This window comes from Ensifer sp. Root558 (genome assembly GCF_001427045.1).
Lineage (GTDB): Bacteria > Pseudomonadota > Alphaproteobacteria > Rhizobiales > Rhizobiaceae > Ensifer > Ensifer adhaerens.
The window spans coordinates 81,204-103,342 of record NZ_LMGC01000003.1; the positions used below are offsets into that span (position 1 = coordinate 81,204).

The window sequence follows — 22,139 nt, forward strand, 5'->3', positions numbered from 1 at the left end:
CAGTTGCGATAAGAATTCGCCATATTGGTTCTCAAAAGGAGACAATCTTGGAGCGGTTGGGAGGCATTTCGATCTTCGTCGAGGCGGTCGAAGCTGGCGGATTTTCAGCGGCGGCCGAACGGCTGAACCTCTCGCGCTCCGCTGTCGGCAAGACGATTGCCAAGCTCGAACAAAGACTTGGCGTCCGGCTCTTCCATCGCACGACCCGCACGCAGAGCCTGACGGCCGAAGGCCAGCTCTATTATGAAAGTTGTCTCAGAGCCGTTGGTGAGATTCGTGCCGGCGAGGCACTGCTGGAATCGGGCAAGCAGGAGATCAGAGGTCGGCTGCGCATGTCCCTGCCCGTGGTTTTCGGACGGCAATGCGTCATGCCGCTCTTGTCGGAACTGCTGGGTCAGCACCCGCTCCTGGAACTCGACGTCAATTTCAGCGACCGCAGGGTCGATCTTGTCGAGGATGGCTTCGATCTCGCCATTCGCACAGGTCCACTGCCCGATGAACCCGATGTGATGGCGCGCAAGGTTGCCGACCAGCCCATGACGGTCTGCGCCTCCCCCGCCTACCTGCAGCGGCACGGCACGCCGCGCAGCATCGATGACCTTCTTCACCATCAGGCGATCCTCTATCGGCGCAGCAGCGATGCGCTTTCCTGGTCCTTCCCGGTCAAGGGAGCGGTACCCCGGCAGGTGACGCCGCCGGCACGGCTGAAACTGGACGACCTGACCTCGATCGCCGATGCGGCGGCAGACGGCTTCGGCCTTGCATGGCTGCCGTGCTGGCTGGTGCGCAGCCACATCGACTCAGGACGGCTCGTCCGCATTCTTACCGATGTGCCCGCCCTCTCCTTCGCAGCCCATGTCGTGTGGCCGCGCACGCAATACATGCCGCCGAAATTGCGGCTGATGATCGACACGCTGGCCGATCGACTGGCCCCCATGATGCAATGATCCGCGGAGCATTCCTGCTTCCGAAGGCGGCGGCGTGCGGATAATGGCCGGCTTTGGCGGCCGCTTCGCCCGGCTCTGCGGATCCCGCCCGCACCCGAGCGCGTTCCTGCGGCCGGATTCGGATGAATAGCGTGCTGCGCCGATAACGAACAGGACACGAAAACGAAACAGATTGTGTAAAAATGGTAAGTTGTCGGCTCGTACGATCTGGATGATAAGGGAGAACTCATACGGGGTGCCCCGCGGGCTCGATCAGGGCCGTAGCGCTGTCTCCGACGGTTTTGACCCTGCAGCCGGACGAAGCTCCGGCAGAGCCGGACTTGCTGCTTGACGATCATTTCGGCCAACCGACGCAAGCGAATGCACCTCGTCTCCGGGGCCATACTCGGTACGTTCGTTCTGGCGCATTTCTTCAACCACTCGCTCGGCCTGATCTCCGTCGAAGCGATGGAAACCGCCCGCAAAGGCTTCAATCTCATCTGGCACAGCCTGCCCGGCACGGTGCTGCTCTACGGCGCCCTGCTGCTGCATTTCGCCATGGCGCTCGAAAGCATCTATCGTCGGCAGACGCTCAGAATGCCGGCGCGCGAGGCGCTGAAGATCGTCTTCGGCCTCAGCCTGCCTTTCCTTTTGATCGGCCACGTGACGGCCGCACGCGTCGAGCCACTTCTCACCGGGGTCGACGCGGATTATCCGGACATGCTCCGCATGCTCTGGTCGAATTCCGTCAATGCCACGAGACAATCGCTCGCCCTGCTGCTCGTCTGGGGCCACGGCTGCCTCGGGGCTTGGTTCTGGATGCGCGGCCGAGCCTGGTTCCCGCGCTACGAAATCCTGCTCTACACAGTCGCGATCCTCGTGCCGATCTTCGCGCTGCTCGGCTTCGTCAGCGGCGCCCGCTCGATCGAGGACGGTTACGCCGAACATGGCGGCTACGGCGACCGTTCCTATTCGAAGCCTCCGTTCGACCTCACGCTTCTCGAGGATATTCGGCTCGGCCTCTATTTCGGCTTCGGCGGCCTGATCGCCGGCACGTTCCTGCTGCGGGCCATGCCAAAGGGCGGGCGCATTCGCGTGCGCTATCCCGACGGTCGGGTGGCCACCGTCAATCTCGGCTTCAGCGTGCTCGAGGCGAGTAGGGCCGCGGGCATCGCCCACGTCTCGGTCTGCGGCGGCCGTGGCCGATGCTCGACCTGCCGGGTACGCATCATCCAGGGGCTTGAAGACCAGCCGCCACCCGAGGATGCAGAGCTCGCGACACTCACCCGGATCGGCGCACCCGACAATGTCCGCCTCGCCTGCCAGTTTCGCCCTGTCCACAACGTCACCGTCGTGCCGATCCTCGACAGCGACAGCCTCGGCATCAAGAAGCAGATCGGCCGCGAGGGCGGCGAAGGTCGCGAACGGCGCATCGCCGTGCTCTTCTGCGACCTGCGCGGCTTCACCAGCATTGCCGAACACAAGCTGCCTTTCGACACCGTGTTCCTGCTCAACCGTTACTTCGAGATGGTGGGCGAAGCGGTCGAGGATTCCGGTGGCGTCATCGACAAGTTCATCGGCGACGGCGCATTGGCGATCTTCGGGCTGAAGAGCACCTACACGGAGGCCTGCCGGCAGTCGCTTGCCGCCGCCGTGCGCATATCCAAGGGCCTCGAGACGCTGAACCAGACCTTCCGCGGCGAACTCGACGAGCCGCTGCGCATCGCCATGGGCCTGCACGCCGGCCCAGCGATCATCGGGGAGATCGGCTACGGCCAAGCGACGTCGCTGACCGCGGTCGGCGATACGATCAACACGGCGAGCCGTCTGGAAGGCCTCGCCAAGGAACACGACGTACAATTGGCCGTCTCGGCCGAGCTCGTCAACCGCGCGGGCCTGGTGATCGAAGGGCATGAGCGGCTGGACATCGGCCTGCGCGGCCGGCAGGCGACGCTCGAAACCTGGATCGTCGGGGATGCAGCCGGTATCTCCGAAGCCTTGCAACCGGCACCGTCGAACGAGTAGTGCAACCCCTTGAAAGCGTGAAACAGTTTTCACGCCCGAAGTTGCATACCTTCAAGGCTTTGGATCTTTTCACGGTTTCAATGAAGCGCTGAAATGATCTAGTAGTGGAGATCCTTCCCGCCCTCGCCGCCGATCCAATCCGGAAGCCCGCATGAAACAGGACGTCTCCCCGAAAACCGCGCACCAGGTTCATGCGAAGGGCGCCGAGAAGCTGAAGGCGCACCTGGCGATGATGACCTTCGCCGTCCTGATCGCAGGCTCCTTTTCCTTCGGCGGCCTTGCCACCCAACATATGGGCGCCGGGCCGCTGACGCTCTGGCGCTATCTGTTGACCGTCGTGGTCCTTGGCCTGCTCACCTTCGGCTATGCGCGCGTTCCCTTTCGCTTTCCCAAGCAAGCGTGGCGTTTCGTGATCCTCGGCGGGTTGATCGCCGTCTACATGCTGACGATGTTCAAGGCGCTGGAGTTCACCAGCCCTGTTTCAACAGGCGCGGTCTTCACGCTGATGCCGCTCTTGAGCGCCGGCTTCGCGTTTGTGTTGCTCGGTCAGCATACACGCCCTGGCGTGCTCGCCGGGCTCATCATCGCTGCCCTTGGCGCCGTCTGGGTGATCTTTCGCGCCGACGTCGGCGCGATCCTTGCCTTCGACGTCGGCCAGGGCGAATTGATCTTCTTCGTCGGCGTCGTCTGCCACGCGGTCTATGTGCCGCTGATCCGCAAGTTCGGCCGAGAGGAAAGTCCATTCGCCTTCGGCTTCTGGGTGGCTGTCTTCACCGTGCCCTGGCTGCTGGTACCGGGCGCGGCCGGTCTCGTCACGGCCGATTTCGCCAGCCTGCCACCGGTCGTCTGGCTCGCCGTCCTCTATCTGGCCGTTGTGACCACGGCGATCACCTTCCTGCTCCTGCAATACGCCTCGATGCGGCTACCCGCATCGAAAGTGCTTGGCTACGGCTATCTGACGCCGAGCTTCATCATCCTGCTCGAAGGTCTGCTCGGTCATGGCTGGACCAGCCTGCCGGTGCTTGCCGGCGCGCTGACCACGGCCTGCGGCCTGCTGTTGATGGCGCTGCTGCCAGATTGAAAGGCGGCTCAAGCCGCCGGCTGCTCGCTCACCTGCAGCCCGTCGACGAAGAGCCGTTCGAGGAAGCGTGCCGCATCCTCGAAGCGCCCATCGCCAGCATTGCCCTGGCCGAGCACGGCGCGCACCTGCACGTCGAAGTCGGCGTAGTGCTGGGTGGTGGACCAGATCGCGAAGATCAGGTGATAGGGATCGCATTTGGCGATCTTGCCGGCTTTGGCCCAGGCCCGGATTACCTCGGCCTTCTCGTCGACCAGCGACTTCAAGGGCCCCTTGAGCTCGTCCTCGATATGCGGCGCGCCCTGCAGCACCTCGTTGGCGAAGAGCCGGCTTTCGCGCGGATAGTCACGGGCCATTTCGAGCTTGCGCCGAATATAGCTGCGGATTTCGGCGACCGGATTCCCCTCGGCGTTGAACTCCCGCAAGGGGTCGAGCCAGGTGTCGAGCACCCGGTCGATCAGCGCCCGGTGCATCGCTTCCTTGGTGCGGAAATAATAGAGCAAATTGGGCTTCGACATTCCCGCCACTTCGGCAATCTGGTCGACGGTCGAGCCGCGGAAACCGTTGGCGGAAAAGACTTCGAGCGCGGCCTCGAGAATGCGCTCTTCCTTCTCCCCTTGTATGCGGGTCCGCCTCTGGGTCCTGGCCGCTCTCGGTAATACCATCTTTCCCCCTGGCCATGCCTGCGCAGCTCGTCGCGCAGGAACCGGCTGCCCAATTTCCGGCCTCGCCATCTTATTGGGCAACAACTTCGTTTTTTTGTTTTTCCGGCTTGAGTGCCGCAACGGAAGTTGTAATGTTTACCAACCGGTCAAATTATCAGCCAGTTCACCGCCAAAGGCAACGGCTGATCGAAGGGCACCAGAAAAAACCAAGCCTGGATTTGACCACGGGAACATGAGGGCGCGCCGATCCAGGCAAAGCCCTGAAGAGATGAGGAGACCGCCGTGGCTGCACCTGGCGAGAACATGCGCGTCAATGCCGACCGCCTGTGGGATTCACTTATGGAAATGGCCAAGATCGGCCCTGGTGTCGCGGGCGGCAACAACCGCCAGACGCTGACCGACGAGGACGCCGAAGGGCGCCGGCTGTTCCAGTCCTGGTGCGAAAAGGCCGGCCTCACCATGGGCGTCGACACCATGGGCAATATGTTCTTCACAAGGCCCGGCACCGACCCGGATGCGCTGCCCGTCTATATCGGCTCGCATCTCGATACCCAGCCGACCGGCGGCAAGTATGACGGCGTCCTCGGCGTGCTCTCGGGCCTTGAGGTCGTTCGCTCGATGAACGATCTCGGCATCAAGACCAAGCATCCCGTCGTCGTCACCAACTGGACCAACGAGGAAGGCGCGCGCTTCGCGCCGGCCATGCTCGCATCGGGCGTCTTTGCCGGCGTGCACAGTCAGGATTTCGCCTATGGCCGCAAGGATCCGGAAGGAAAGACCTTCGGCGACGAACTGAAACGCATCGGCTGGGTCGGCGACGAGGAAGTCGGCGCCCGCAAGATGCACGCCTATTTCGAGTACCATATCGAGCAGGGCCCGATCCTCGAAGCAGAGGGCAAGGACATCGGCGTCGTCACCCACTGTCAGGGCCTGTGGTGGCTGGAGTTCACGCTCACCGGCCGCGAAGCCCATACGGGCTCGACGCCAATGAACATGCGCGTCAACGCCGGCCTTGCCATGGCCCGCATCCTGGAAATGGTCCAGGGCGTCGCGATGGAAAACCAGCCGGGCGCCGTCGGCGGCGTCGGCCAAGTGTTCTTCTCACCCAATTCCCGCAATGTGCTGCCGGGCAAAGTGGTCTTCACCGTCGACATCCGCTCGCCGGACAGGGCCAAGCTCGACCGCATGCGGGCAAAGATCGAGGCCGAGGCACCGAAGATCACTGACGCGCTTGGCGTCGGCTGTTCCATCGAGGCGATCGGCCATTTCGAGCCGGTCACCTTCGATCCAAAGCTCGTCAGCGCCGTGCGTAACGCCGCCGAGCATCTCGGCTACAGCCACATGAACCTCATCTCGGGCGCCGGGCATGATGCCTGCTGGGCCGCCAAGGTGGCGCCGACGACGATGATCATGTGCCCCTGCGTCGGTGGCCTCAGCCACAACGAGGCGGAGGACATCTCCAGGGAGTGGGCCAGCGCCGGCGCCGACGTCCTCTTCCACGCCGTCGTCGAAACGGCCGAAATCGTCGAATGAGTTTGCGGGCGGGACGAAAGTTCCGCCCTTTTTCGTGGCGGTTGCCTGGCCGCCGGAAGAGCAATCGCGAGGATCAAGAACCATGAGCACTGTCATCAAGGGTGGAACCATCGTCACCGCCGACCTGACCTACAAGGCGGACGTCAAGATCGAGGGCGGAAAGATCGTCGAGATCGGCCCGAACCTTTCCGGAACCGAGACGCTGGACGCGAACGGCTGCTACATCATGCCCGGCGGCATCGATCCGCACACCCATCTCGAAATGCCCTTTATGGGCACCTATTCCTCGGACGATTTCGAAAGCGGAACGCGGGCAGCACTCGCCGGCGGCACGACCATGGTGGTCGACTTTGCGCTGCCCTCGCCCAACCAGTCGCTGCTCGAAGCGCTGACCATGTGGGACAACAAATCCACCCGTGCGAACTGCGACTATTCCTTCCACATGGCAATCACCTGGTGGAGCGAGCAGGTCTTCAACGAGATGGAGACCATCGTCAAAGACAAGGGCATCAACACCTTCAAGCACTTCATGGCCTATAAGGGCGCACTGATGGTGGATGACGACGAAATGTTCTCGTCCTTCCAGCGCTGCGCCGCCCTCGGCGCGCTACCACTGGTGCATGCCGAAAACGGCGACGTGGTCGCCCAGCTCCAGGCAAAGCTGCTGTCAGAAGGCAACAACGGGCCGGAGGCGCACGCCTATTCGCGTCCGGCCGAAGTCGAGGGCGAAGCGACCAACCGCGCGATCATGATCGCCGACATGGCCGGATGCCCCGTCTACATCGTGCACACCTCCTGTGAGCAGGCGCATGAAGCGATCCGCCGCGCCCGCTCCAAGGGCATGCGCGTGTTCGGCGAACCGCTGATCCAGCATCTGACGCTGGATGAAACCGAATACTTCAACAAGGACTGGGACCATGCAGCCCGCCGCGTAATGTCGCCCCCCTTCCGCAACAAGCTGCATCAGGACAGTCTCTGGGCAGGCCTTGCCTCGGGCTCGCTGCAGGTAGTGGCGACCGACCACTGCGCCTTTACATCCGAGCAGAAGCGCTTCGGCGTTGGCGATTTCACCAAGATCCCGAACGGCACCGGTGGCCTCGAAGACCGCATGCCGATGCTCTGGACCCATGGCGTCAACACCGGCCGCATCACCATGAACGAGTTCGTGGCCGTGACCTCGACCAACATTGCCAAGATCCTCAACATCTACCCGAAGAAGGGCGCAATCCTTGTTGGCGCCGATGCCGACCTCGTCGTCTGGGATCCGAAGCGCACCAAGACGATCTCCGCCAAGAGCCAGCAGTCGGCGATCGACTACAACGTCTTCGAAGGCAAGGAGGTAAAGGGCCTGCCGCGCTTTACCCTTACCCGCGGCGTCGTCGCGATCGAGGAGAGCACGGTCAAGACCCGCGAGGGCCACGGCGAATTTGTCCGCCGCGATCCTTTCCCAGCCGTGAGTTCGGCCCTTTCCACCTGGAAGGAAGTCACCGCCCCCCGCGCCGTCCAGCGCAGCGGCATCCCGGCCACGGGCGTTTGAATGAAGGAGAACACGAACAGGGTGTTGCCGATACCTGCACGTCAGCGCGAGGTTTGGTTTCCGCAGCTCCACGCGGCGGCAGCCCTCGTCGGCACATACACGGCATCTGCCCTGTTGGTGATCATTGAGCCGAAATCGATTGCCGGCATCCCTTTGCAGGTAATCATTCCCGCCGGCCTTCTTGTGCCCTTCTGCGCCTCATTGTTCGCATTGGTCATCTTCGCGCCGGCAAGCTTCGGAATTTACCGACTGATGGAGCGATTTCGGGTACGCAACCTTAGCCTTCACTGCTTCGCAGGCGTCCTCTGCGTGGCTTCGACAGGTGCTGCCGTCCTCCTCCTGGGGCAGGCGGCGTCGTTCTTCGGATACGTTCGCGCAGATGCAGAGGCAACAGGTCTCCTCGCCTCGATGAAAGGCTCCGGGGATCTCCTGCTCCTCGCAGTCGCTGCCATCAGCGGGGCCGCCGGAGGAGCAGCCTTCTACTTCGCGCGGAAAATAAGACTTGCCGAGATCTCCGTTGCGCAGACAGTCGGAGGACGATCATAGATGGTCCAGATCCTGTCGATCCGGTCGCTACGTTTGCCTCCTTCCGTCAGCTTAGCCGACGCTCCCCCACATCTCTGTCCCACCGGACATGTCCCGCCACCTTGGCGGGGCGTTTCGGCCTGGGAGCCGTCAGGCGGGCACGAGCTGATCGAGCTCGGGCAGCAGCACGAGGCTTTCGCGCTGGTTCGGATCCGTGCGCGCGATGACGGCCGAACAGGGCGCGTTCGAGCGGTTCTCCGGCAGATGCGGCATGCCGGCGGGGATGTAGACCATCTCACCGGCCCTAGCGACGATGTGCTCCTCAAGCCTCTCGCCAAACCAGGTCCAGGCCTCCCCGGAAAGCACGTAGATCGCCGTCTCGTGGCTCTCGTGCAGATGCGCCTTGGCGCGCGCACCGGGCGGGATCGTGACGATGTGCATGCAGAGCCCGGTTGCCCCGACGGTCTCCGCTGTAATGCCCTCGAAATAGTTGAGCCCCTGCTGGCCGGCCACGGCGCCTTCAGGACGAACCACGCGACAGCCCGGATTGGATGATCGAGACATGAGCGTTCTCCAGAATTCCCTGAAAAACCAGCAACAAACGGCTTCGCACCCAAATCCGCGATTGCATGTTGCCGGTCCGGATAGCAGTCTGACACAGACCAGCCAGAATGAGTATTCGCCGATGACGTCCAATACCGCATCCGTGGTTTCGGCCCGGGACCTCTGCCTGACTTTCGAAACCGCCGATGGCCCGGTGCATGCACTGACCGGCGTCAACCTGGATGTCGCCAAGGGTGACTTCGTTTCCTTCATCGGTCCGTCCGGCTGCGGCAAGACGACCTTCTTGCGCGTGATCGCCGATCTGGAAAAAGCGACCTCCGGCACGATCAGCGTCAACGGCATGACGCCTGAGCAAGCGCGCAACAAGCGCGCCTATGGCTACGTCTTCCAGGCCGCAGCGCTCTATCCCTGGCGCACCATCGAAAACAACATCGCTCTACCGCTGGAGATCATGGGCTATTCGAAGGAAGAGAAGAAGGCCCGCATCGAGCGCACGCTCGACCTCGTCAACCTCTCCGGCTTCGGCAAGAAATATCCCTGGCAGCTCTCCGGTGGTATGCAGCAGCGCGCCTCCATCGCCCGCGCACTGGCGTTTGATGCCGACCTGCTTCTGATGGACGAGCCCTTCGGCGCGCTCGACGAGATCGTTCGCGACCACCTCAACGAACAGCTCTTGAAGCTCTGGGCCCGCACCAACAAGACGATCTGCTTCGTCACCCATTCGATCCCTGAAGCTGTCTACCTCTCCACCAAGATCGTGGTGATGAGCCCCCGCCCCGGCCGCGTCACCGATGTGATCGAATCGCCGCTGCCGCGCGAACGGCCGCTCGGCATTCGCGAGACACCGGAGTTCCTCGAAATCGCCCATCGCGTCCGCGAAGGCCTGCGCGCGGGACACAGCTATGACGAATAGCATCGGCATCCGCCGGGCCGAACAGACCGACATGGCCGCCTGCGCCGGCATTCTCAACCGCTGGATCGACGCGACGGCCTGGATGCCGCGGGTGCACGAGCATGCCGATGTCGAACGCTATTATGCCGAGACCGTCTTTGCCGAACGCATCGTGCTCTTGGCAGAGGACGACGGCGAGATCGCCGGCTTCCTTTCCCTCTCTGACGACCACCACGTCGCCGCGCTTTACATCGATGAGCGGCATCGTGGCGCAGGCATTGGCGCCCGGCTGATCGACACCGCCAAGGCGATGTCATCGGATGAATTGAGCCTATGGACCTTCGAACACAATCGTGATGCCCAGCGCTTCTACGAGCACCAGGGCTTCGAGGCTGTGCGGCGGACCGACGGCGACAACGAGGAGCAACTGCCGGATATCCTCTATCGCTGGCGCGGCAGAAAGGTGCGGGCATGAACCTTGCCTTCGGCCTCTGGATGCTCTTGGCAACGACGATCTTCCTCGGTGGCGCGACCGCCTCGCGCGCCTATGTCTCCAACAACCACCTCGGCATGCTCTTGCTTGCACTCGGGCTCTACGTGATCGGCAACATCATCATGGTGAAGCTCATGCGCGAGGGCGGCCTCGGCCTGGCAATCTCGCTGTCGGCGATCGTGCAGCTCGTTATGGTCAATGTCATCGCCTTCACCGTGTTCGGCGAACGATTGAGCCTCACGCAGGCCGCCGGCGTGCTTCTCGGCATCGTCGCAATGGGCCTGATGTTGTTCCCCGCAAGCGGAAAGGCGTGACAATGCAGGAACCAAGTTTCTTCAGGGACAAGTTGGTGCCGGTCGGCACCGTCGTCCTGCTGCTGATCGCCATCTGGTATGTCGCGGTCGTCTTCCTCAACGCCCCCTTCGAGCGTGATACGGCAGCCCGCGCCGGCACCGAGATCAGCTTCTCTGAGATCGTGCGCAACACCATGGCGCAGGAACGTCCGGTACTGCCGGCACCGCACCAGGTGATCGCCGAGATCTGGGACACCACCTTCAACAAGGCAATCACCTCGAAGCGCAGCCTCGTCTACCACGCCTGGATCACGCTTTCGGCAACCCTTCTCGGCTTCGGCATCGGCGCCGCCCTCGGCATCCTCCTGGCAGTCGGCATCGTGCACAACCGCGCCATGGACCGCTCGCTGATGCCCTGGGTCATCGCCAGCCAGACGATCCCGATCCTCGCGATTGCGCCGATGATCATCGTCGTCTTGAACGCCATCGGCATTTCCGGACTTTTGCCGAAGGCACTGATCTCGACCTATCTCTCCTTCTTCCCGGTCGTCGTCGGCATGGTGAAGGGCCTGCGCAGCCCGGAAACGATCCAGCTCGACCTCATGCACACCTACAATGCCTCCCCGTCGCAGACTTTCTGGAAGCTGCGCTGGCCGTCGTCGATGCCCTACCTCTTCACCTCGCTGAAGGTTGCCGTCGCCATCTCGCTGGTCGGCGCCATCGTCGGCGAATTGCCGACCGGTGCGGTCGCAGGTCTTGGTGCCCGGCTGCTGGCCGGCTCCTACTATGGCCAGACGGTGCAGATCTGGGCCGCTCTCTTCATGGCGGCAGCCCTTGCGGCCGTTCTCGTCATGATCGTCGGCTTTGCCCACACCGCCGTCCTGAAGCGCATGGGAGCCAAGCCATGAACCTTCCCGTCCTTGCCGCCGCGATCATCTTCTGGCTCGCCGCCTGGGCCTTCAACGAATGGCTGGTGCGCCAGAACTTCCGGAGCGCGGCCGCAAACAGCGCCGCCCGCTTCGCCGTGCCGGTGATCTTCGGCATCACTATCCTGGTTCTCTGGGAAGGCATCGTCCGCGGCTTCCAGGTCCCCTCCGTGCTTTTGCCGGCACCCTCGATGATCTGGCAAAAGCTGATCAATTCGCTGCCGACGCTTGGGGCCGATTTCCGCCAGACCTTCCTGAAGGCAGTGTTGATCGGCTATGCGCTCGGCTGCGGCCTCGGCTTCGCCGTTGCGATCCTGATCGACCGTTCGCCCTTCCTGCAGAAAGGCCTTCTGCCACTCGGCAATTTCGTTTCGGCCCTTCCCGTCATCGGAGTAGCCCCGATCATGGTCATGTGGTTCGGCTTCGACTGGCAGTCGAAGGTCGCCGTCGTCGTCATCATGACCTTCTTCCCGATGCTGGTGAACACGGTTGCCGGCCTTGCCGCCGCCAGCCACATGGAACGCGACCTGATGCGCACCTACGCCGCCTCCTGGTGGCAGACGCTGGTCAAATTACGCCTGCCGGCCGCCTGGCCGTTCATCTTCACCGCGCTCAAGATCAATTCGACGCTGGCGCTGATCGGCGCCATCGTCGCCGAGTTCTTCGGGACCCCCATCGTCGGCATGGGGTTCCGGATTTCCACGGAAGTGGGACGCATGAATGTCGACATGGTCTGGGCCGAGATCGCCGTTGCGGCGGTCGCCGGTTCCGCCTTCTACGGCGTGGTCGCACTCATCGAGCGCGCCGTCACCTTCTGGCATCCCTCCATTCGCGGAGGGCGCGCCTGAGCCTGCTTGAAGAACTTAAATAAAACGAAGTAAAAACAAGAGGGAACTGACATGAACAAAAGACTTGCATCGCTTCTCGCCGCAGGCGTCTTTTCGCTCGCAGCGTTCCAGGCTGAAGCTGCCGAAAAGGTGACGCTGCAGCTGAAGTGGGTGACCCAGGCGCAGTTTGCCGGCTACTACGTCGCCAAGGACAAAGGCTTCTACGAAGAAGAAGGCCTCGACGTCGACATCAAGCCCGGCGGTCCGGACATCGCCCCGGCCCAGGTGATCGCCGGCGGCGGCGCCGACGTTATCGTCGACTGGATGCCGTCGGCCCTTGCCACCCGCGAAAAGGGCGTGCCGCTCGTCAACATTGCCCAGCCGTTCAAGAAATCCGGCATGATGCTGACCTGCCTGAAGGAAACCGGCGTCACCAGCCCGGACAAGTTCAAGGGTCAGACGCTTGGCGTGTGGTTCTTCGGCAACGAGTATCCGTTCCTCTCCTGGATGGCGCACCTGAAGATCCCGACCGACGGCGGCCCGAACGGCGTGACCGTCCTGAAACAGGGCTTCAACGTCGACCCGCTGATCCAGAAGCAGGCAGCCTGCATCTCCACCATGACCTATAACGAGTACTGGCAGGTCATCGATGCCGGCATCAAGACGGACGACCTGGTGACCTTCAAGTATGAAGACCAGGGCGTGGCGACGCTCGAAGACGGCCTGTACGTACTTGAGGACAAACTCAAGGATCCCGCCTTCAAGGACAAGATGGTCAAGTTCGTCCGTGCCTCGATGAAGGGCTGGAAATATGCCGAGCAGAACCCGGACGAGGCCGCCGATATCGTTCTTGAAAACGATTCCACCGGCGCCCAGACGGAGAAGCACCAGAAGCGCATGATGAGCGAAGTGGCAAAGCTCACCGCCGGCTCCAACGGCTCGCTCGACGAAGCAGACTACAAACGCACCGTGCAGTCGCTGCTTTCGGGTGGTTCCGATCCCGTGATTTCCAAGGAGCCCGAGGGCGCCTGGACACATGAGATCACCGACGCCGCGCTGAAATAGGCCTGTCTCCGCAACGCAAAAGAGGGTCGCACGGCTCAGTATCGTGCGGCCCTCTTCCGTTTTCTTAGCGGTCGTTCGCATCCGCCAAGCTGCTGCCGGGTACCGGGCGTGGGGGTGGTAATCCGGCGAACAACGGCGCTACCTTTGCTTGCCATTGTCAAGATCGTGTCAAGATCGCAACCATAACCGCAGAACGAACGGAATATTGAGGCACCATCTCTTCGTGCACCCTTGTAAGCGCCGAAGGCCGAGATTACATAGGCCACGATGTTTGTTGGAGGCAGGCATGATGGAGGACGTCTTTTTTCCAGTGCCTTGCCTGCGGTAACCGGTCCCAGTTCCGCCCGCGTCTACGGTCTGATACCGTGCACGCGGAGCGCGAAGTGAGGAATACGCCATCTCCTGTTCCCGAGCACTTTGCCGGGACCTTGTGGCGGTGCGGTAAAATAGCCTGATTGCCCGTGGATCCTGCATCAAGCGGAGATCCGCTCGATATTGTTTCCATTGCCGGGACTGTGAAGCCGATGGCTCAAAAAGTATTGCCTGTCCTCAGCGTGTGCGCTGCGATGACCCTTGGTTCGCTTTCCTTCGCCCGGGCGGAGGAAGCAGCGCAACCGAAACCAGCACCGAGCTTGCCCTCCATCGTCGTGACGACGGCGGTCGACCAGTCGATCAGCGACCGGGTGGTCGCGACCGGCACCATCCAGGCCGTCGAGCAGGTCTATGTCGCCCCGATGGTCGACGGCCTCTCCATCCGCACGCTCAATGTCGATGTCGGCGACACGGTCGAGGCCGGCAGCGTTCTCGTGGTTCTCAACGACGACGCGCTTCGCCTGCAAAAAAGCGAACTCGAAGCCTCGCTTGCCAAGGCCGAGGCCGGGCTTGCCCAGTTGAACGCCCAACTCAGCGAAACCAAAGCCAACAACGACGAGGCCAAACGCGTCAGCGACCGTGCGGCCGAACTCTCCAAGAACGGCACCGTCTCGACGGCCGAGGCCGATCGCGTCCGGGCGCTCGCGATCGCGACGCATGCCCGTGTGCTTTCGGCCGAACAGGCCGTTGCCGTGGCCAGTGCCGACATCAAGGTCGCCGAAGCGCAAATCGACGACATCGACCTGCGCCTCGCCCGAACCGAGGTCAAGGCACCGGTCGCAGGTGTCATCTCGGCCAAGAATGCCAAGGTCGGCGCGATCGCCACCGGTAACAGCGACCCGCTCTTCGCCATGATCCGCGACGGTGCCATCGAGATGAAAGCCGACGTCGCCGAAGCCGATATCATCAAGCTCGCCGTCGGCCAGCCGGCCGTCGTGACGCTTGCCGGCGGCAACACCAAGGTCGAAGGCAAGATCCGCCTGATCGCTCCGACGGTCGATCCCGTCAGCCGCCTCGGCACCGTCTTCATCAGCCTGATGGACACCGAGAAGGCACGCGCCGGCATGTATGCGAGCGCGCTGATCACCGCCGAACAGAAGCAGACGGTGGTCCTGCCGCAAACGGCCGTTACCAATGAGAACGGCCGCACCATCGTTCGCAAGGTCGAAAACGGCGTCATCCGCATCCTGCCGGTCAAGACAGGGATTTCCGACGGCAAGTTCATCGAAGTCCTCGAGGGCCTGAAGGCCGGGGAGGAAGTGGTAGCGAGAGCCGGCGCCTATGTCCGCGACGGTGACCGCATCAACCCCGTCAAGTCCGCCGCATCAGCGACCAACTGACAGGAACCGTGACCATGAACTTCTCAGCCTGGTCCATACGCAATCCGATCGCTCCGATCCTCTTCTTCGTCGTCCTGATGGTGCTGGGCTACCAGTCCTTCGTGTCGTTGCCGATCACCCGCTTCCCCAATATCGACGTCCCGATCGTCTCGATCAACGTGACGCAGAGCGGCGCCTCTCCGGCCGAGCTCGAAACCCAGGTCACCAAGGAAGTCGAGGACGCGGTCGCAAGCGTCACCGGCGTCGATCATATCCAGTCGACGATCAACGACGGTACCTCGACCACCGCCGTCATTTTCCGCATGGAAGTGCCTACGGCCCAGGCGGTGCAGGACGTCAAGGACGCGATCGACCGTATCCGCAGCGACCTGCCGACCTCGATCGAAGAACCGATCGTCTCCAAGGTCGACGTCGAGGGCCAGGCGATCCAGACCTTCTCCGTGTCCGCGCCGGGCATGTCGCTCGAAGAACTCTCCTGGTTCGTCGACGACGTCATCAAGCGTGAGATCCAGGGCAAGAAGGGCATCGGCCGCGTCGACCGTTACGGCGGCGCCGACCGCGAAGTCCGGGTCGAACTCAACGAAGACAAGCTGAATTCGCTCGGCATCACCGCCGCCGACGTCAACGGCCAGCTGCGCCGCATGAACATGGACCTCGGCTCCGGCCGTGGTCAGGTCGGCGGCAGCGAGCAGGCGATCCGTACGCTGGGCGATACCCGCAATGTCGAGCAGCTCGCCAACACGATGATCTCGGTGCCGAGCGGCCGCTTCGTGCGCCTGTCCGATCTCGGCACGGTCACCGATACCTATGAGGAACCGCGTTCCTTCTCGCGCTTCAACGGCAACCCCGGCGTGACCTTCGCGGTCTTCCGCGCGAAGGGCGCCTCGGAAGTCAGCGTCGCCGAGACGGTCGCAAAGTCGCTCGAAAAGATCCGCGCGGCGAACCCCGACGTCACCATCGAGATGGTCGACGATTCCGTCTACTTCACCTACGGCAACTACGAGGCGGCGCTGCACACGCTGATGGAAGGCGCGCTGCTCGCCGTCATCGTCGTCATGCTCTTCCTGCGCAACTGGCGGGCAACGCTGATTTCCGCCGTGGCCCTGCCGCTGTCGGCGATCCCGACCTTTTGGGTCATGGACCTGCTCGGCTTCTCGCTGAACCTCGTCAGCTTCCTGGCGATGACGCTCGCAACCGGTATTCTCGTCGACGATGCGATCGTCGAGATCGAGAACATCGAGCGGCACATCCATATGGGCAAATCGCCCTATCGCGCCTCGATCGAAGCGGCGGACGAAATCGGCCTTGCCGTTATCGCGACGACCTTCACCATCATCGCGGTCTTCGTGCCCGTATCCTTCATGCCGGGCATTCCCGGCCAGTACTTCATCCAGTTCGGTCTGACGGTCGCCGTCGCGGTGTTCTTCTCACTGCTCGTCGCGCGTCTGATCACGCCTGTGATGGCCGCCTATCTGATGCGCCCGTCGGACGCCGGCAGTGATCATCATGACCGGGACGGCTTCATGATGCGCAACTATACGCGCCTTGTGGTCGCCACCACGAAGCACTGGTACACCCGCTACCTGACGCTGCTTGCGGCCATCGTCTTCTCGGTTGGTTCTGTCTTCGCGCTCGTCCTCTTCGTGCCCGGCAGCTTCCTGCCGCCGGAAGACGCCTCGCGCGTCAGCCTGTCGATCGAGCTGCCGCCGGACGCCATGCTCGAGGACACCGACCGCACCACCACCGAGATCTACGATCGGATCAAGGATATCGAAGGCGTCGACAACATCTTCGTACTTGGCGGCGCTTCGCCGAAGGGCGACCTGGAACTGCGCCGCGCGACGGTGACGGTGCTTCTCAAGAAGCTCGACCAGTCGCTCGTCAACAAGATCGTCAATGACGTCATCGGTCGCACGCCGGTGATCGGCGCGTACCTGCCGAAGATGCCGCCTGCCGGCCGCATCATCCCGCAGTCGCAGATCGAGAAGGAAATCTTCGCTCGCGTCCGTGACATTCCGGATGTGCGGGTGATCAAGCTCAACGACCGCGGTGAGCGCGACCTCTCCTTCAACCTGCTCTCCAACAACGAGGCCGATCTCGACCAGGCGGTGGCGACGCTGGAAGGCAAGTTGAGGAGCGACTCGTTGCTGGCCAATGTCAGCCCGGATGGCGCCCTTCCCCGTCCGGAACTGCAGATCCGTCCGCGGGACGAGCAGATGTCGCGCCTCGGCATCACCACCGCGCAGATCTCCGAGGTGATCCGTGTCGCCACCATCGGCGATATCGACGCGGCGCTGACCAAGATCGCCCTCGACGGGCGGCTGATCCCGATCCGCGTGCAGATCAACCGCGACTTCCGCACGGATATCGCCGCGATCCGCAATCTGAAGATCACGACCGCCGCCGGCGCCACCGTGCCGCTGTCGAGCGTTGCCGACATCAACTATTCGGAAGGCCCGAGCTCGATCAAGCGCTACGATCGCAACCGCGTCGTATCGCTCGGCGCGGATCTCCCGGTCGGTGTTGCGCTCAACACCGCCTCGGAGCGCTTCAAGCAGATCGCCGGCCAGGCCGATCTGCCGAAGTCCGTGCAGTTCCTCGAAAGCGGCGACGCCGAGGTGCAGGCGGAAATGCAGCAGAGCTTCGGCAACGCCATGCTGCTCGGCCTGATGCTGGTGCTGGTGGTGCTGATCCTCTTGTTCAAGGACGTGATCCAGCCCTTCACCATCCTGTTCTCGCTGCCGCTCGCAATCGGCGGCGTGGCGGCCGCGCTGATCCTGACACAGAACGCGCTATCCATGCCGGTTCTGATCGGAATCCTGATGCTGATGGGTATCGTCACGAAGAACGCGATCCTGCTCGTCGACTTCGGTATCGAGATGATGCATCACGGCATGGACCGGCAGGTCGCCATGATCGAGGCCGGCCGCAAGCGCGCCCGCCCGATCATCATGACCTCGATCGCCATGTCGGCGGGCATGCTGCCCTCCGCGCTCGGCGTCGGCGAAGGCGGCTCGTTCCGCGCCCCGATGGCGATCGCCGTGATCGGCGGCATCATCGTCTCGACGGTGTTGAGCCTCGTGATCGTGCCGTCGTTCTTCCTGATCATGGACGACCTCTCGCGACTGCTCGCCCGCATCTTCGGCCGCTTCGTCGGCAAGAAGGACGAGGAAAACCTGCCGCTCGACCGCGAGGCCCTCACCGATCTGGTGCATGAGCAAGGCAAGACGATCGAAGGCCTGGAAGACCGGCTGAAGACGCTGGAAACGGACCAGACCAAGGGACGGTCCGGCGGCAAGGTCATCAACCACCCGGCGCTCGCTGCCGAGTAGGTCATCGCCGAAGAGGCTCTCCGCCCGGGGCGGCCACAATTCTAAAGCAAGCCCGCGCCCTGCAAGCGCGGGCTTTTTGTGATTTCTATTTGATCGAGGTCAAACCAAGATCTGCAAAGCCCTCTACCCTAGCGCTGGATTTTACTCAGGACGGGTACGATGAAGACGTTGCGATTGAACTCGAACGACAGGGCGGTGCTGCTCGGCTCCTGCTTTTTCGAAAAGCTGCCGGCGGCGGCGTCGAGCGCCATTCTCGATGATGTCGTGGTTTCCACCCACGAGGAGCACGACATCCTCTTTGGCCAGGGCGAGGCACTGGACCAAGTCTTCTTGGTCCTCTCCGGTCTGGTGCGGCTCTACCGGCTGGGCAAGGACGGGCGCGAGGCGGATATCGCCGTCTTCCCGAAAGGCGAACTTTTCGGCGAAAGCGCCATGTTCCTTGGCAACCGCGCCACCGCCAACGCCCAGGCGATCGAGACGACTATGCTTGCGCGCATCGACAGCCGCAGGCTTCGCAAGCTGGCCGAACAGACGCCCGAGATCGCCGACGCACTGATGCAGCTTTTGTGCCGGCACGCGCAAATGGCGGAGGATTGCCTGGCCGAAGACCGGCTGCTCACGGCACCGCAGCGGGTCGCGAGCTATATCCTCGGCAATTGCCCCGATGGCATCACCAACTTTTCCTTCCGCCTGCCCTTCCAGAAGAATGTGCTGGCCGGCAAGTTGGGCCTGGCGCCCGAGGCACTGTCTCGCGCCTTCTCGGCCCTTCGCCGCTCCGGCGTCACCGTCAAGGGCCGCGTCATCGAGATCCATGACCGGCAGGCGCTGGAGCGCTTCTGACGCGTTGACGAAGGTTCAGGCGCCAGAAGCAACAAAAGCGGACGGCGTCAGAGGCCGCCGTGCAGCGTCAGGAAATCGACGATCCGGTTGATGCCGTCGCCGCGCTTCATGTCGGTAAAGACGAAGGGCTTTTCCGCCCGCATGCGCGTCGCATCCCGCTGCATCACGTCGAGATCGGCCCCGACATAGGGCGCCAGATCCTTCTTGTTGATGACCAGAAGGTCCGATTTGGTGATGCCCGGCCCGCCCTTGCGCGGGATTTCCTCGCCCTGGCAGACCGAGATGACATAGATCGTCAGGTCAGCGAGATCAGGCGAAAAGGTCGCCGCAAGATTGTCACCGCCGGATTCGATGAAGACGACATCGAGATCGGGGATGCGGCGGTTGAGATCAGCGATCGCCTGCAGATTGATCGTGGCGTCCTCGCGGATCGCCGTATGCGGGCATCCACCGGTCTCCACCCCGACGATGCGATCGGAGGGCAGCGCTTGCATGCGCACCAACGCCTCGGCATCTTCCTTGGTGTAGATATCGTTGGTGACGACAGCGACGGAGTACTTCTCTCGCATCGCCTTGCAGAGCTTGTCGGTCAGCGCCGTCTTGCCCGAGCCCACCGGCCCGCCGATGCCGACGCGAAGGGGACCGTTCTTCGATGCCATCTGGATGTCCTTTCAAGGTGGAAGCAATTCCAGGGAAGCGTGAGACGGTTTCCGTCCGAAATTGCGCAGTTCTATGAGTTACGAACGGAAGAGCCGCGAATGCAGGCTCTCGTGTCTGAGCGACGAAATATCCGCTGTCATCGTGGCCGAGCCGAGGTCGTCGAGCGAGACGCCGGCGGCCTTGACGGCTGTCGCCGCGATGACCGGTTCGAGTGCTGCAATGATGCCGACGCCATCGCGCTGGCCGGTCACGCCGCAACGGATCGCCACCGAGACGGCGTTCGAGACCGAGGCGTTGAGATAGGCGGCAAGCGCCGGCTCGAGGCCCGTTTCATGAGCGCCGGCGACGGCACCGACTGCGACCGGATAGGCGACACTCTTAGGCAGCGCATCCAGAACCGGATGCGGCCACGAGCGCGCCGCTGCCAGAAACGCCTGGCCCTGCAGCATCGTTTCCATATGGCGCTCGCGGCCTCCCGCCAGGGCTTCGGCAAGCTCTGCCGCCGCAGCCAGCCGGGCATGGTCGTTCACGGCGCGATAGCTCTCGGCCAGAAGCAGCGCATCGTTCCAGCCGTAGCCCAGAGAGATGACCGCCTCCAGCCAGTTGCGAAGCTCGCCGGCGTCGCTCACCAGACGGTCGTGAACCGCCTGCTCAAGCCCGCTGGAATAGGAAAAGGCGCCGACGGGAAAGGCCGGCGACATCCATGTCACGAGGCGAAGCAGCGCTTGCGTGTCGACCCGCTCAGCCATGGTGGTGATGATTATGGCCATGGTTGTGGCCGCCGGCATGGTAAGCGCCGCGCAGCGGATGGAAAGGCAGCGAAACCTCGTTCACCGCCGCGCCCAGGCCTTCGAGCATCTGGCGGATCACCGGATCGCGGACAATCAGGATGCGGCTCTCTTCGAACTGTGCCGGCAGGTGGCGATTGCCGAGATGCCAGGCAAGCTCGATCAGATGCATCGCGTCGCGCGGGCGGATCTCGTAGAGCGCCTCGGGCGCGGCAGCGATGCGGATATGGCCGCCGCCTTCGAGCACCAGGAGGTCGCCATCGGCAAGCATAACCGCTTCCTTGAGATCCAGCATCACCACATCGTCGTTTTCGAGATGCAGCAACTTGCGGCGCAGATGCCGCGCGTCGTGCGTCAATGTCACGCTATGAAGCGGCGCAATATCGGCCGGCCCCGGCGAGAGAACCTCTGTCGAACGATAGGGCATCGTCAGAGAACCTCGACCTTTTCCGGCGTCACGAGCTCGAGGCGCGCCTCGACGAGCAGGTCGGCCATCGCCGCCTGAAAGGCCTTCAGATGTGGTTCCTCGAAATGCGCGTCGACGGCTGCCTTGTCCTTCCAGGTTTCGACAAAAACCAGCGCGTCGGGCTCGGCCGGCTTGCGGTAGAGATCATAGGTGATGCAGCCGGCCTCGCGCCGGGTGGCCTCGATCAGCGGTGCTGCGAGCGACACTACCTCATCCCCCTTGCCGGGGTGTGCGGTCAGGTAGGCGATAATGTAAACCATTGAACCCTCGATATCTTTTCTGCCGGCTACTTTAGCAAGAAAAAGCCCTGGCGCCAGCGGCGGGTGCGGCTTTTCAGGCGCTTGCGGCGGCTGTACCGCGCAAGAAAAAGCCCGAAGACCGGATCCGATCTTCGGGCTCTTTCCAATCAGGAACGATAGGTCGCTGCCATCAGGCGGCAAGCTTCTGGGACTTCAGCGTCTCCAGAATGTTCTGCGGCGAGGAAACGCCATAGGGGTCGCTGTCGCAGTTGTCGGAATAGCCCTCTTCCTCGAACCACTGCTCGACAACGCCGTTGTTGACGACGGCAGCGTAGCGCCAGGAGCGCATGCCGAAGCCGAGATTGTCCTTGGCGACGAGCATGCCCATCTTGCGGGTGAACTCACCCGAACCGTCCGGGATCAGCTTGACGTTTTCGAGGCTCTGGGACTTGCCCCAGGCGTTCATGACGAAAGCGTCGTTGACCGAGATGCAGTAGATTTCGTCAACGCCCTCGGCGCGGAAATCGGCCGTCAGCCTTTCGAAATCGGGCAGCTGGAAGGTCGAGCAGGTAGGCGTAAACGCGCCCGGCAGCGAGAACAGCACGACGCGCTTGCCTGCGAAGTAATCGTCGGAGGACACGTCCTCCCAGCGGAACGGGTTCGAGCCGCCAACGGCCTCGTCGCGAACGCGGGTGCGGAACGTTACAGCGGGTACTTTTCTGCCAAGCATCGTCATCTCCTTTGGACCACGAT

The 22,139-nt window shown here is 62.8% G+C and carries 22 protein-coding genes; 15 read left to right on the forward strand and 7 right to left on the reverse strand.

Annotation, left to right across the window (positions count from 1 at the left end; genetic code table 11):
- Positions 1–47 precede the first annotated feature (47 nt).
- The 3 genes from ASD63_RS07290 (at position 48) to ASD63_RS07300 (ending at position 4,032) form a co-directional block, all read left to right on the forward strand.
- On the forward strand, positions 48–947 hold the full coding sequence (locus ASD63_RS07290) for a LysR family transcriptional regulator (RefSeq protein WP_034794112.1): 900 nt from the start codon (positions 48–50) through the stop codon (positions 945–947).
- A gap of 327 nt (positions 948–1,274) precedes the next feature.
- Positions 1,275–2,951 carry an adenylate/guanylate cyclase domain-containing protein gene (locus ASD63_RS07295; protein WP_060528924.1) on the forward strand — a complete coding sequence of 559 codons (1,677 nt, stop codon included), beginning with the start codon at positions 1,275–1,277 and terminating at the stop codon, positions 2,949–2,951.
- Positions 2,952–3,102: 151 nt separating this feature from the next.
- Positions 3,103–4,032: a DMT family transporter gene (locus ASD63_RS07300; RefSeq protein ID WP_051659304.1), complete on the forward strand. Its 930-nt coding sequence runs from the start codon at positions 3,103–3,105 to the stop codon at positions 4,030–4,032.
- An 8-nt stretch (positions 4,033–4,040) separates the two neighbouring features.
- Here ASD63_RS07300 and ASD63_RS07305 read toward each other — a convergent pair whose 3' ends face one another.
- Positions 4,041–4,694: a TetR family transcriptional regulator C-terminal domain-containing protein gene (locus tag ASD63_RS07305; RefSeq protein WP_034794116.1), complete on the reverse strand. Its 654-nt coding sequence runs from the start codon at positions 4,692–4,694 to the stop codon at positions 4,041–4,043.
- A 282-nt stretch (positions 4,695–4,976) separates the two neighbouring features.
- Between ASD63_RS07305 and ASD63_RS07310 the strand changes: the two genes are divergently transcribed.
- The 3 genes from ASD63_RS07310 to ASD63_RS07320 all read left to right on the forward strand — a co-directional run bounded on the left by ASD63_RS07310 (position 4,977) and on the right by ASD63_RS07320 (position 8,310).
- Positions 4,977–6,227 (forward strand): Zn-dependent hydrolase, encoded by a 1,251-nt coding sequence (locus tag ASD63_RS07310; RefSeq protein WP_090426347.1) that lies wholly within the window; start codon positions 4,977–4,979, stop codon positions 6,225–6,227.
- An 82-nt stretch (positions 6,228–6,309) separates the two neighbouring features.
- A complete protein-coding gene (gene hydA, locus ASD63_RS07315) occupies positions 6,310–7,764 on the forward strand; it encodes a dihydropyrimidinase (RefSeq protein WP_034794120.1) in 1,455 nt (484 codons plus the stop codon).
- Positions 7,765–8,310 (forward strand): hypothetical protein, encoded by a 546-nt coding sequence (locus ASD63_RS07320; RefSeq protein ID WP_034794122.1) that lies wholly within the window; start codon positions 7,765–7,767, stop codon positions 8,308–8,310.
- Between the two features lie 129 nt (positions 8,311–8,439).
- On the opposite strand, the gene ASD63_RS07325 is transcribed toward ASD63_RS07320, so the two are convergent.
- Complete coding sequence (locus ASD63_RS07325) at positions 8,440–8,853, reverse strand: cupin domain-containing protein (RefSeq protein ID WP_034794134.1); 414 nt, start codon at positions 8,851–8,853, stop codon at positions 8,440–8,442.
- A 121-nt stretch (positions 8,854–8,974) separates the two neighbouring features.
- Here ASD63_RS07325 and ASD63_RS07330 point away from each other — a divergent pair, with 121 nt between their 5' ends.
- The 9 genes from ASD63_RS07330 (at position 8,975) to ASD63_RS07370 (ending at position 19,233) form a co-directional block, all read left to right on the forward strand.
- Positions 8,975–9,766 carry an ABC transporter ATP-binding protein gene (locus ASD63_RS07330; RefSeq protein WP_034794266.1) on the forward strand — a complete coding sequence of 264 codons (792 nt, stop codon included), beginning with the start codon at positions 8,975–8,977 and terminating at the stop codon, positions 9,764–9,766.
- Positions 9,756–10,220: a GNAT family N-acetyltransferase gene (locus tag ASD63_RS07335; RefSeq protein ID WP_034794136.1), complete on the forward strand. Its 465-nt coding sequence runs from the start codon at positions 9,756–9,758 to the stop codon at positions 10,218–10,220. Before ASD63_RS07330 ends, ASD63_RS07335 begins: the two co-directional genes overlap by 11 nt.
- Positions 10,217–10,552 (forward strand): membrane protein, encoded by a 336-nt coding sequence (locus ASD63_RS07340; protein WP_034794138.1) that lies wholly within the window; start codon positions 10,217–10,219, stop codon positions 10,550–10,552. The genes ASD63_RS07335 and ASD63_RS07340 overlap by 4 nt, the downstream gene beginning before the upstream one ends.
- A 2-nt stretch (positions 10,553–10,554) precedes the next feature.
- The gene (locus ASD63_RS07345; RefSeq protein ID WP_034794141.1) at positions 10,555–11,439 is read left to right on the forward strand and encodes an ABC transporter permease; all 885 of its coding nucleotides are present in this window, start codon (positions 10,555–10,557) and stop codon (positions 11,437–11,439) included.
- Positions 11,436–12,305 (forward strand): ABC transporter permease, encoded by an 870-nt coding sequence (locus ASD63_RS07350; protein WP_034794144.1) that lies wholly within the window; start codon positions 11,436–11,438, stop codon positions 12,303–12,305. Before ASD63_RS07345 ends, ASD63_RS07350 begins: the two co-directional genes overlap by 4 nt.
- A gap of 51 nt (positions 12,306–12,356) precedes the next feature.
- The gene (locus tag ASD63_RS07355) at positions 12,357–13,349 is read left to right on the forward strand and encodes an ABC transporter substrate-binding protein (protein WP_034794145.1); all 993 of its coding nucleotides are present in this window, start codon (positions 12,357–12,359) and stop codon (positions 13,347–13,349) included.
- A gap of 524 nt (positions 13,350–13,873) precedes the next feature.
- Positions 13,874–15,061, forward strand: coding sequence for an efflux RND transporter periplasmic adaptor subunit (locus ASD63_RS07360; RefSeq protein WP_034794147.1), 1,188 nt, complete (start codon positions 13,874–13,876; stop codon positions 15,059–15,061).
- A gap of 14 nt (positions 15,062–15,075) precedes the next feature.
- Positions 15,076–18,393 carry an efflux RND transporter permease subunit gene (locus ASD63_RS07365; RefSeq protein ID WP_034794149.1) on the forward strand — a complete coding sequence of 1,106 codons (3,318 nt, stop codon included), beginning with the start codon at positions 15,076–15,078 and terminating at the stop codon, positions 18,391–18,393.
- 159 nt (positions 18,394–18,552) lie between these two features.
- The gene (locus ASD63_RS07370; RefSeq protein ID WP_034794150.1) at positions 18,553–19,233 is read left to right on the forward strand and encodes a Crp/Fnr family transcriptional regulator; all 681 of its coding nucleotides are present in this window, start codon (positions 18,553–18,555) and stop codon (positions 19,231–19,233) included.
- Positions 19,234–19,280: 47 nt separating this feature from the next.
- Here the strand turns inward: ASD63_RS07370 and ureG are convergent, their stop codons facing one another.
- From ureG to ASD63_RS07395, 5 genes are all read right to left on the reverse strand, one after another.
- On the reverse strand, positions 19,281–19,892 hold the full coding sequence (ureG, locus tag ASD63_RS07375; protein WP_034794155.1) for an urease accessory protein UreG: 612 nt from the start codon (positions 19,890–19,892) through the stop codon (positions 19,281–19,283).
- A gap of 78 nt (positions 19,893–19,970) precedes the next feature.
- Positions 19,971–20,642, reverse strand: a complete 672-nt coding sequence (locus tag ASD63_RS07380; RefSeq protein ID WP_034794157.1) for an urease accessory protein UreF — start codon at positions 20,640–20,642, stop codon at positions 19,971–19,973.
- Positions 20,635–21,108 carry an urease accessory protein UreE gene (ureE, locus tag ASD63_RS07385; protein WP_034794158.1) on the reverse strand — a complete coding sequence of 158 codons (474 nt, stop codon included), beginning with the start codon at positions 21,106–21,108 and terminating at the stop codon, positions 20,635–20,637. The genes ASD63_RS07380 and ureE overlap by 8 nt, the downstream gene beginning before the upstream one ends.
- Before the next feature lie 2 nt (positions 21,109–21,110).
- Entirely contained in the window at positions 21,111–21,407 is a 297-nt protein-coding gene (locus ASD63_RS07390; protein WP_034794161.1) for a putative quinol monooxygenase, read from the reverse strand.
- 169 nt (positions 21,408–21,576) lie between these two features.
- Entirely contained in the window at positions 21,577–22,116 is a 540-nt protein-coding gene (locus ASD63_RS07395) for a peroxiredoxin (protein ID WP_060528925.1), read from the reverse strand.
- Positions 22,117–22,139: the final 23 nt, after the last annotated feature.

Coding starts and splice junctions, on each gene's coding strand:
- ASD63_RS07300 (WP_051659304.1), top strand. CDS start 3,103: ATGAAACAGGACGTCTCCCCGAAAACCGCGCACCAGGTTCATGCGAAG.
- ASD63_RS07305 (WP_034794116.1), bottom strand. CDS start 4,694: ATGGTATTACCGAGAGCGGCCAGGACCCAGAGGCGGACCCGCATACAA.
- hydA (WP_034794120.1), top strand. CDS start 6,310: ATGAGCACTGTCATCAAGGGTGGAACCATCGTCACCGCCGACCTGACC.
- ASD63_RS07320 (WP_034794122.1), top strand. CDS start 7,765: ATGAAGGAGAACACGAACAGGGTGTTGCCGATACCTGCACGTCAGCGC.
- ASD63_RS07325 (WP_034794134.1), bottom strand. CDS start 8,853: ATGTCTCGATCATCCAATCCGGGCTGTCGCGTGGTTCGTCCTGAAGGC.
- ASD63_RS07330 (WP_034794266.1), top strand. CDS start 8,975: ATGACGTCCAATACCGCATCCGTGGTTTCGGCCCGGGACCTCTGCCTG.
- ASD63_RS07335 (WP_034794136.1), top strand. CDS start 9,756: ATGACGAATAGCATCGGCATCCGCCGGGCCGAACAGACCGACATGGCC.
- ASD63_RS07340 (WP_034794138.1), top strand. CDS start 10,217: ATGAACCTTGCCTTCGGCCTCTGGATGCTCTTGGCAACGACGATCTTC.
- ASD63_RS07345 (WP_034794141.1), top strand. CDS start 10,555: ATGCAGGAACCAAGTTTCTTCAGGGACAAGTTGGTGCCGGTCGGCACC.
- ASD63_RS07350 (WP_034794144.1), top strand. CDS start 11,436: ATGAACCTTCCCGTCCTTGCCGCCGCGATCATCTTCTGGCTCGCCGCC.
- ASD63_RS07355 (WP_034794145.1), top strand. CDS start 12,357: ATGAACAAAAGACTTGCATCGCTTCTCGCCGCAGGCGTCTTTTCGCTC.
- ASD63_RS07360 (WP_034794147.1), top strand. CDS start 13,874: ATGGCTCAAAAAGTATTGCCTGTCCTCAGCGTGTGCGCTGCGATGACC.
- ASD63_RS07365 (WP_034794149.1), top strand. CDS start 15,076: ATGAACTTCTCAGCCTGGTCCATACGCAATCCGATCGCTCCGATCCTC.
- ASD63_RS07370 (WP_034794150.1), top strand. CDS start 18,553: ATGAAGACGTTGCGATTGAACTCGAACGACAGGGCGGTGCTGCTCGGC.
- ureG (WP_034794155.1), bottom strand. CDS start 19,892: ATGGCATCGAAGAACGGTCCCCTTCGCGTCGGCATCGGCGGGCCGGTG.
- ASD63_RS07380 (WP_034794157.1), bottom strand. CDS start 20,642: ATGGCTGAGCGGGTCGACACGCAAGCGCTGCTTCGCCTCGTGACATGG.
- ureE (WP_034794158.1), bottom strand. CDS start 21,108: ATGCCCTATCGTTCGACAGAGGTTCTCTCGCCGGGGCCGGCCGATATT.
- ASD63_RS07390 (WP_034794161.1), bottom strand. CDS start 21,407: ATGGTTTACATTATCGCCTACCTGACCGCACACCCCGGCAAGGGGGAT.
- ASD63_RS07395 (WP_060528925.1), bottom strand. CDS start 22,116: ATGCTTGGCAGAAAAGTACCCGCTGTAACGTTCCGCACCCGCGTTCGC.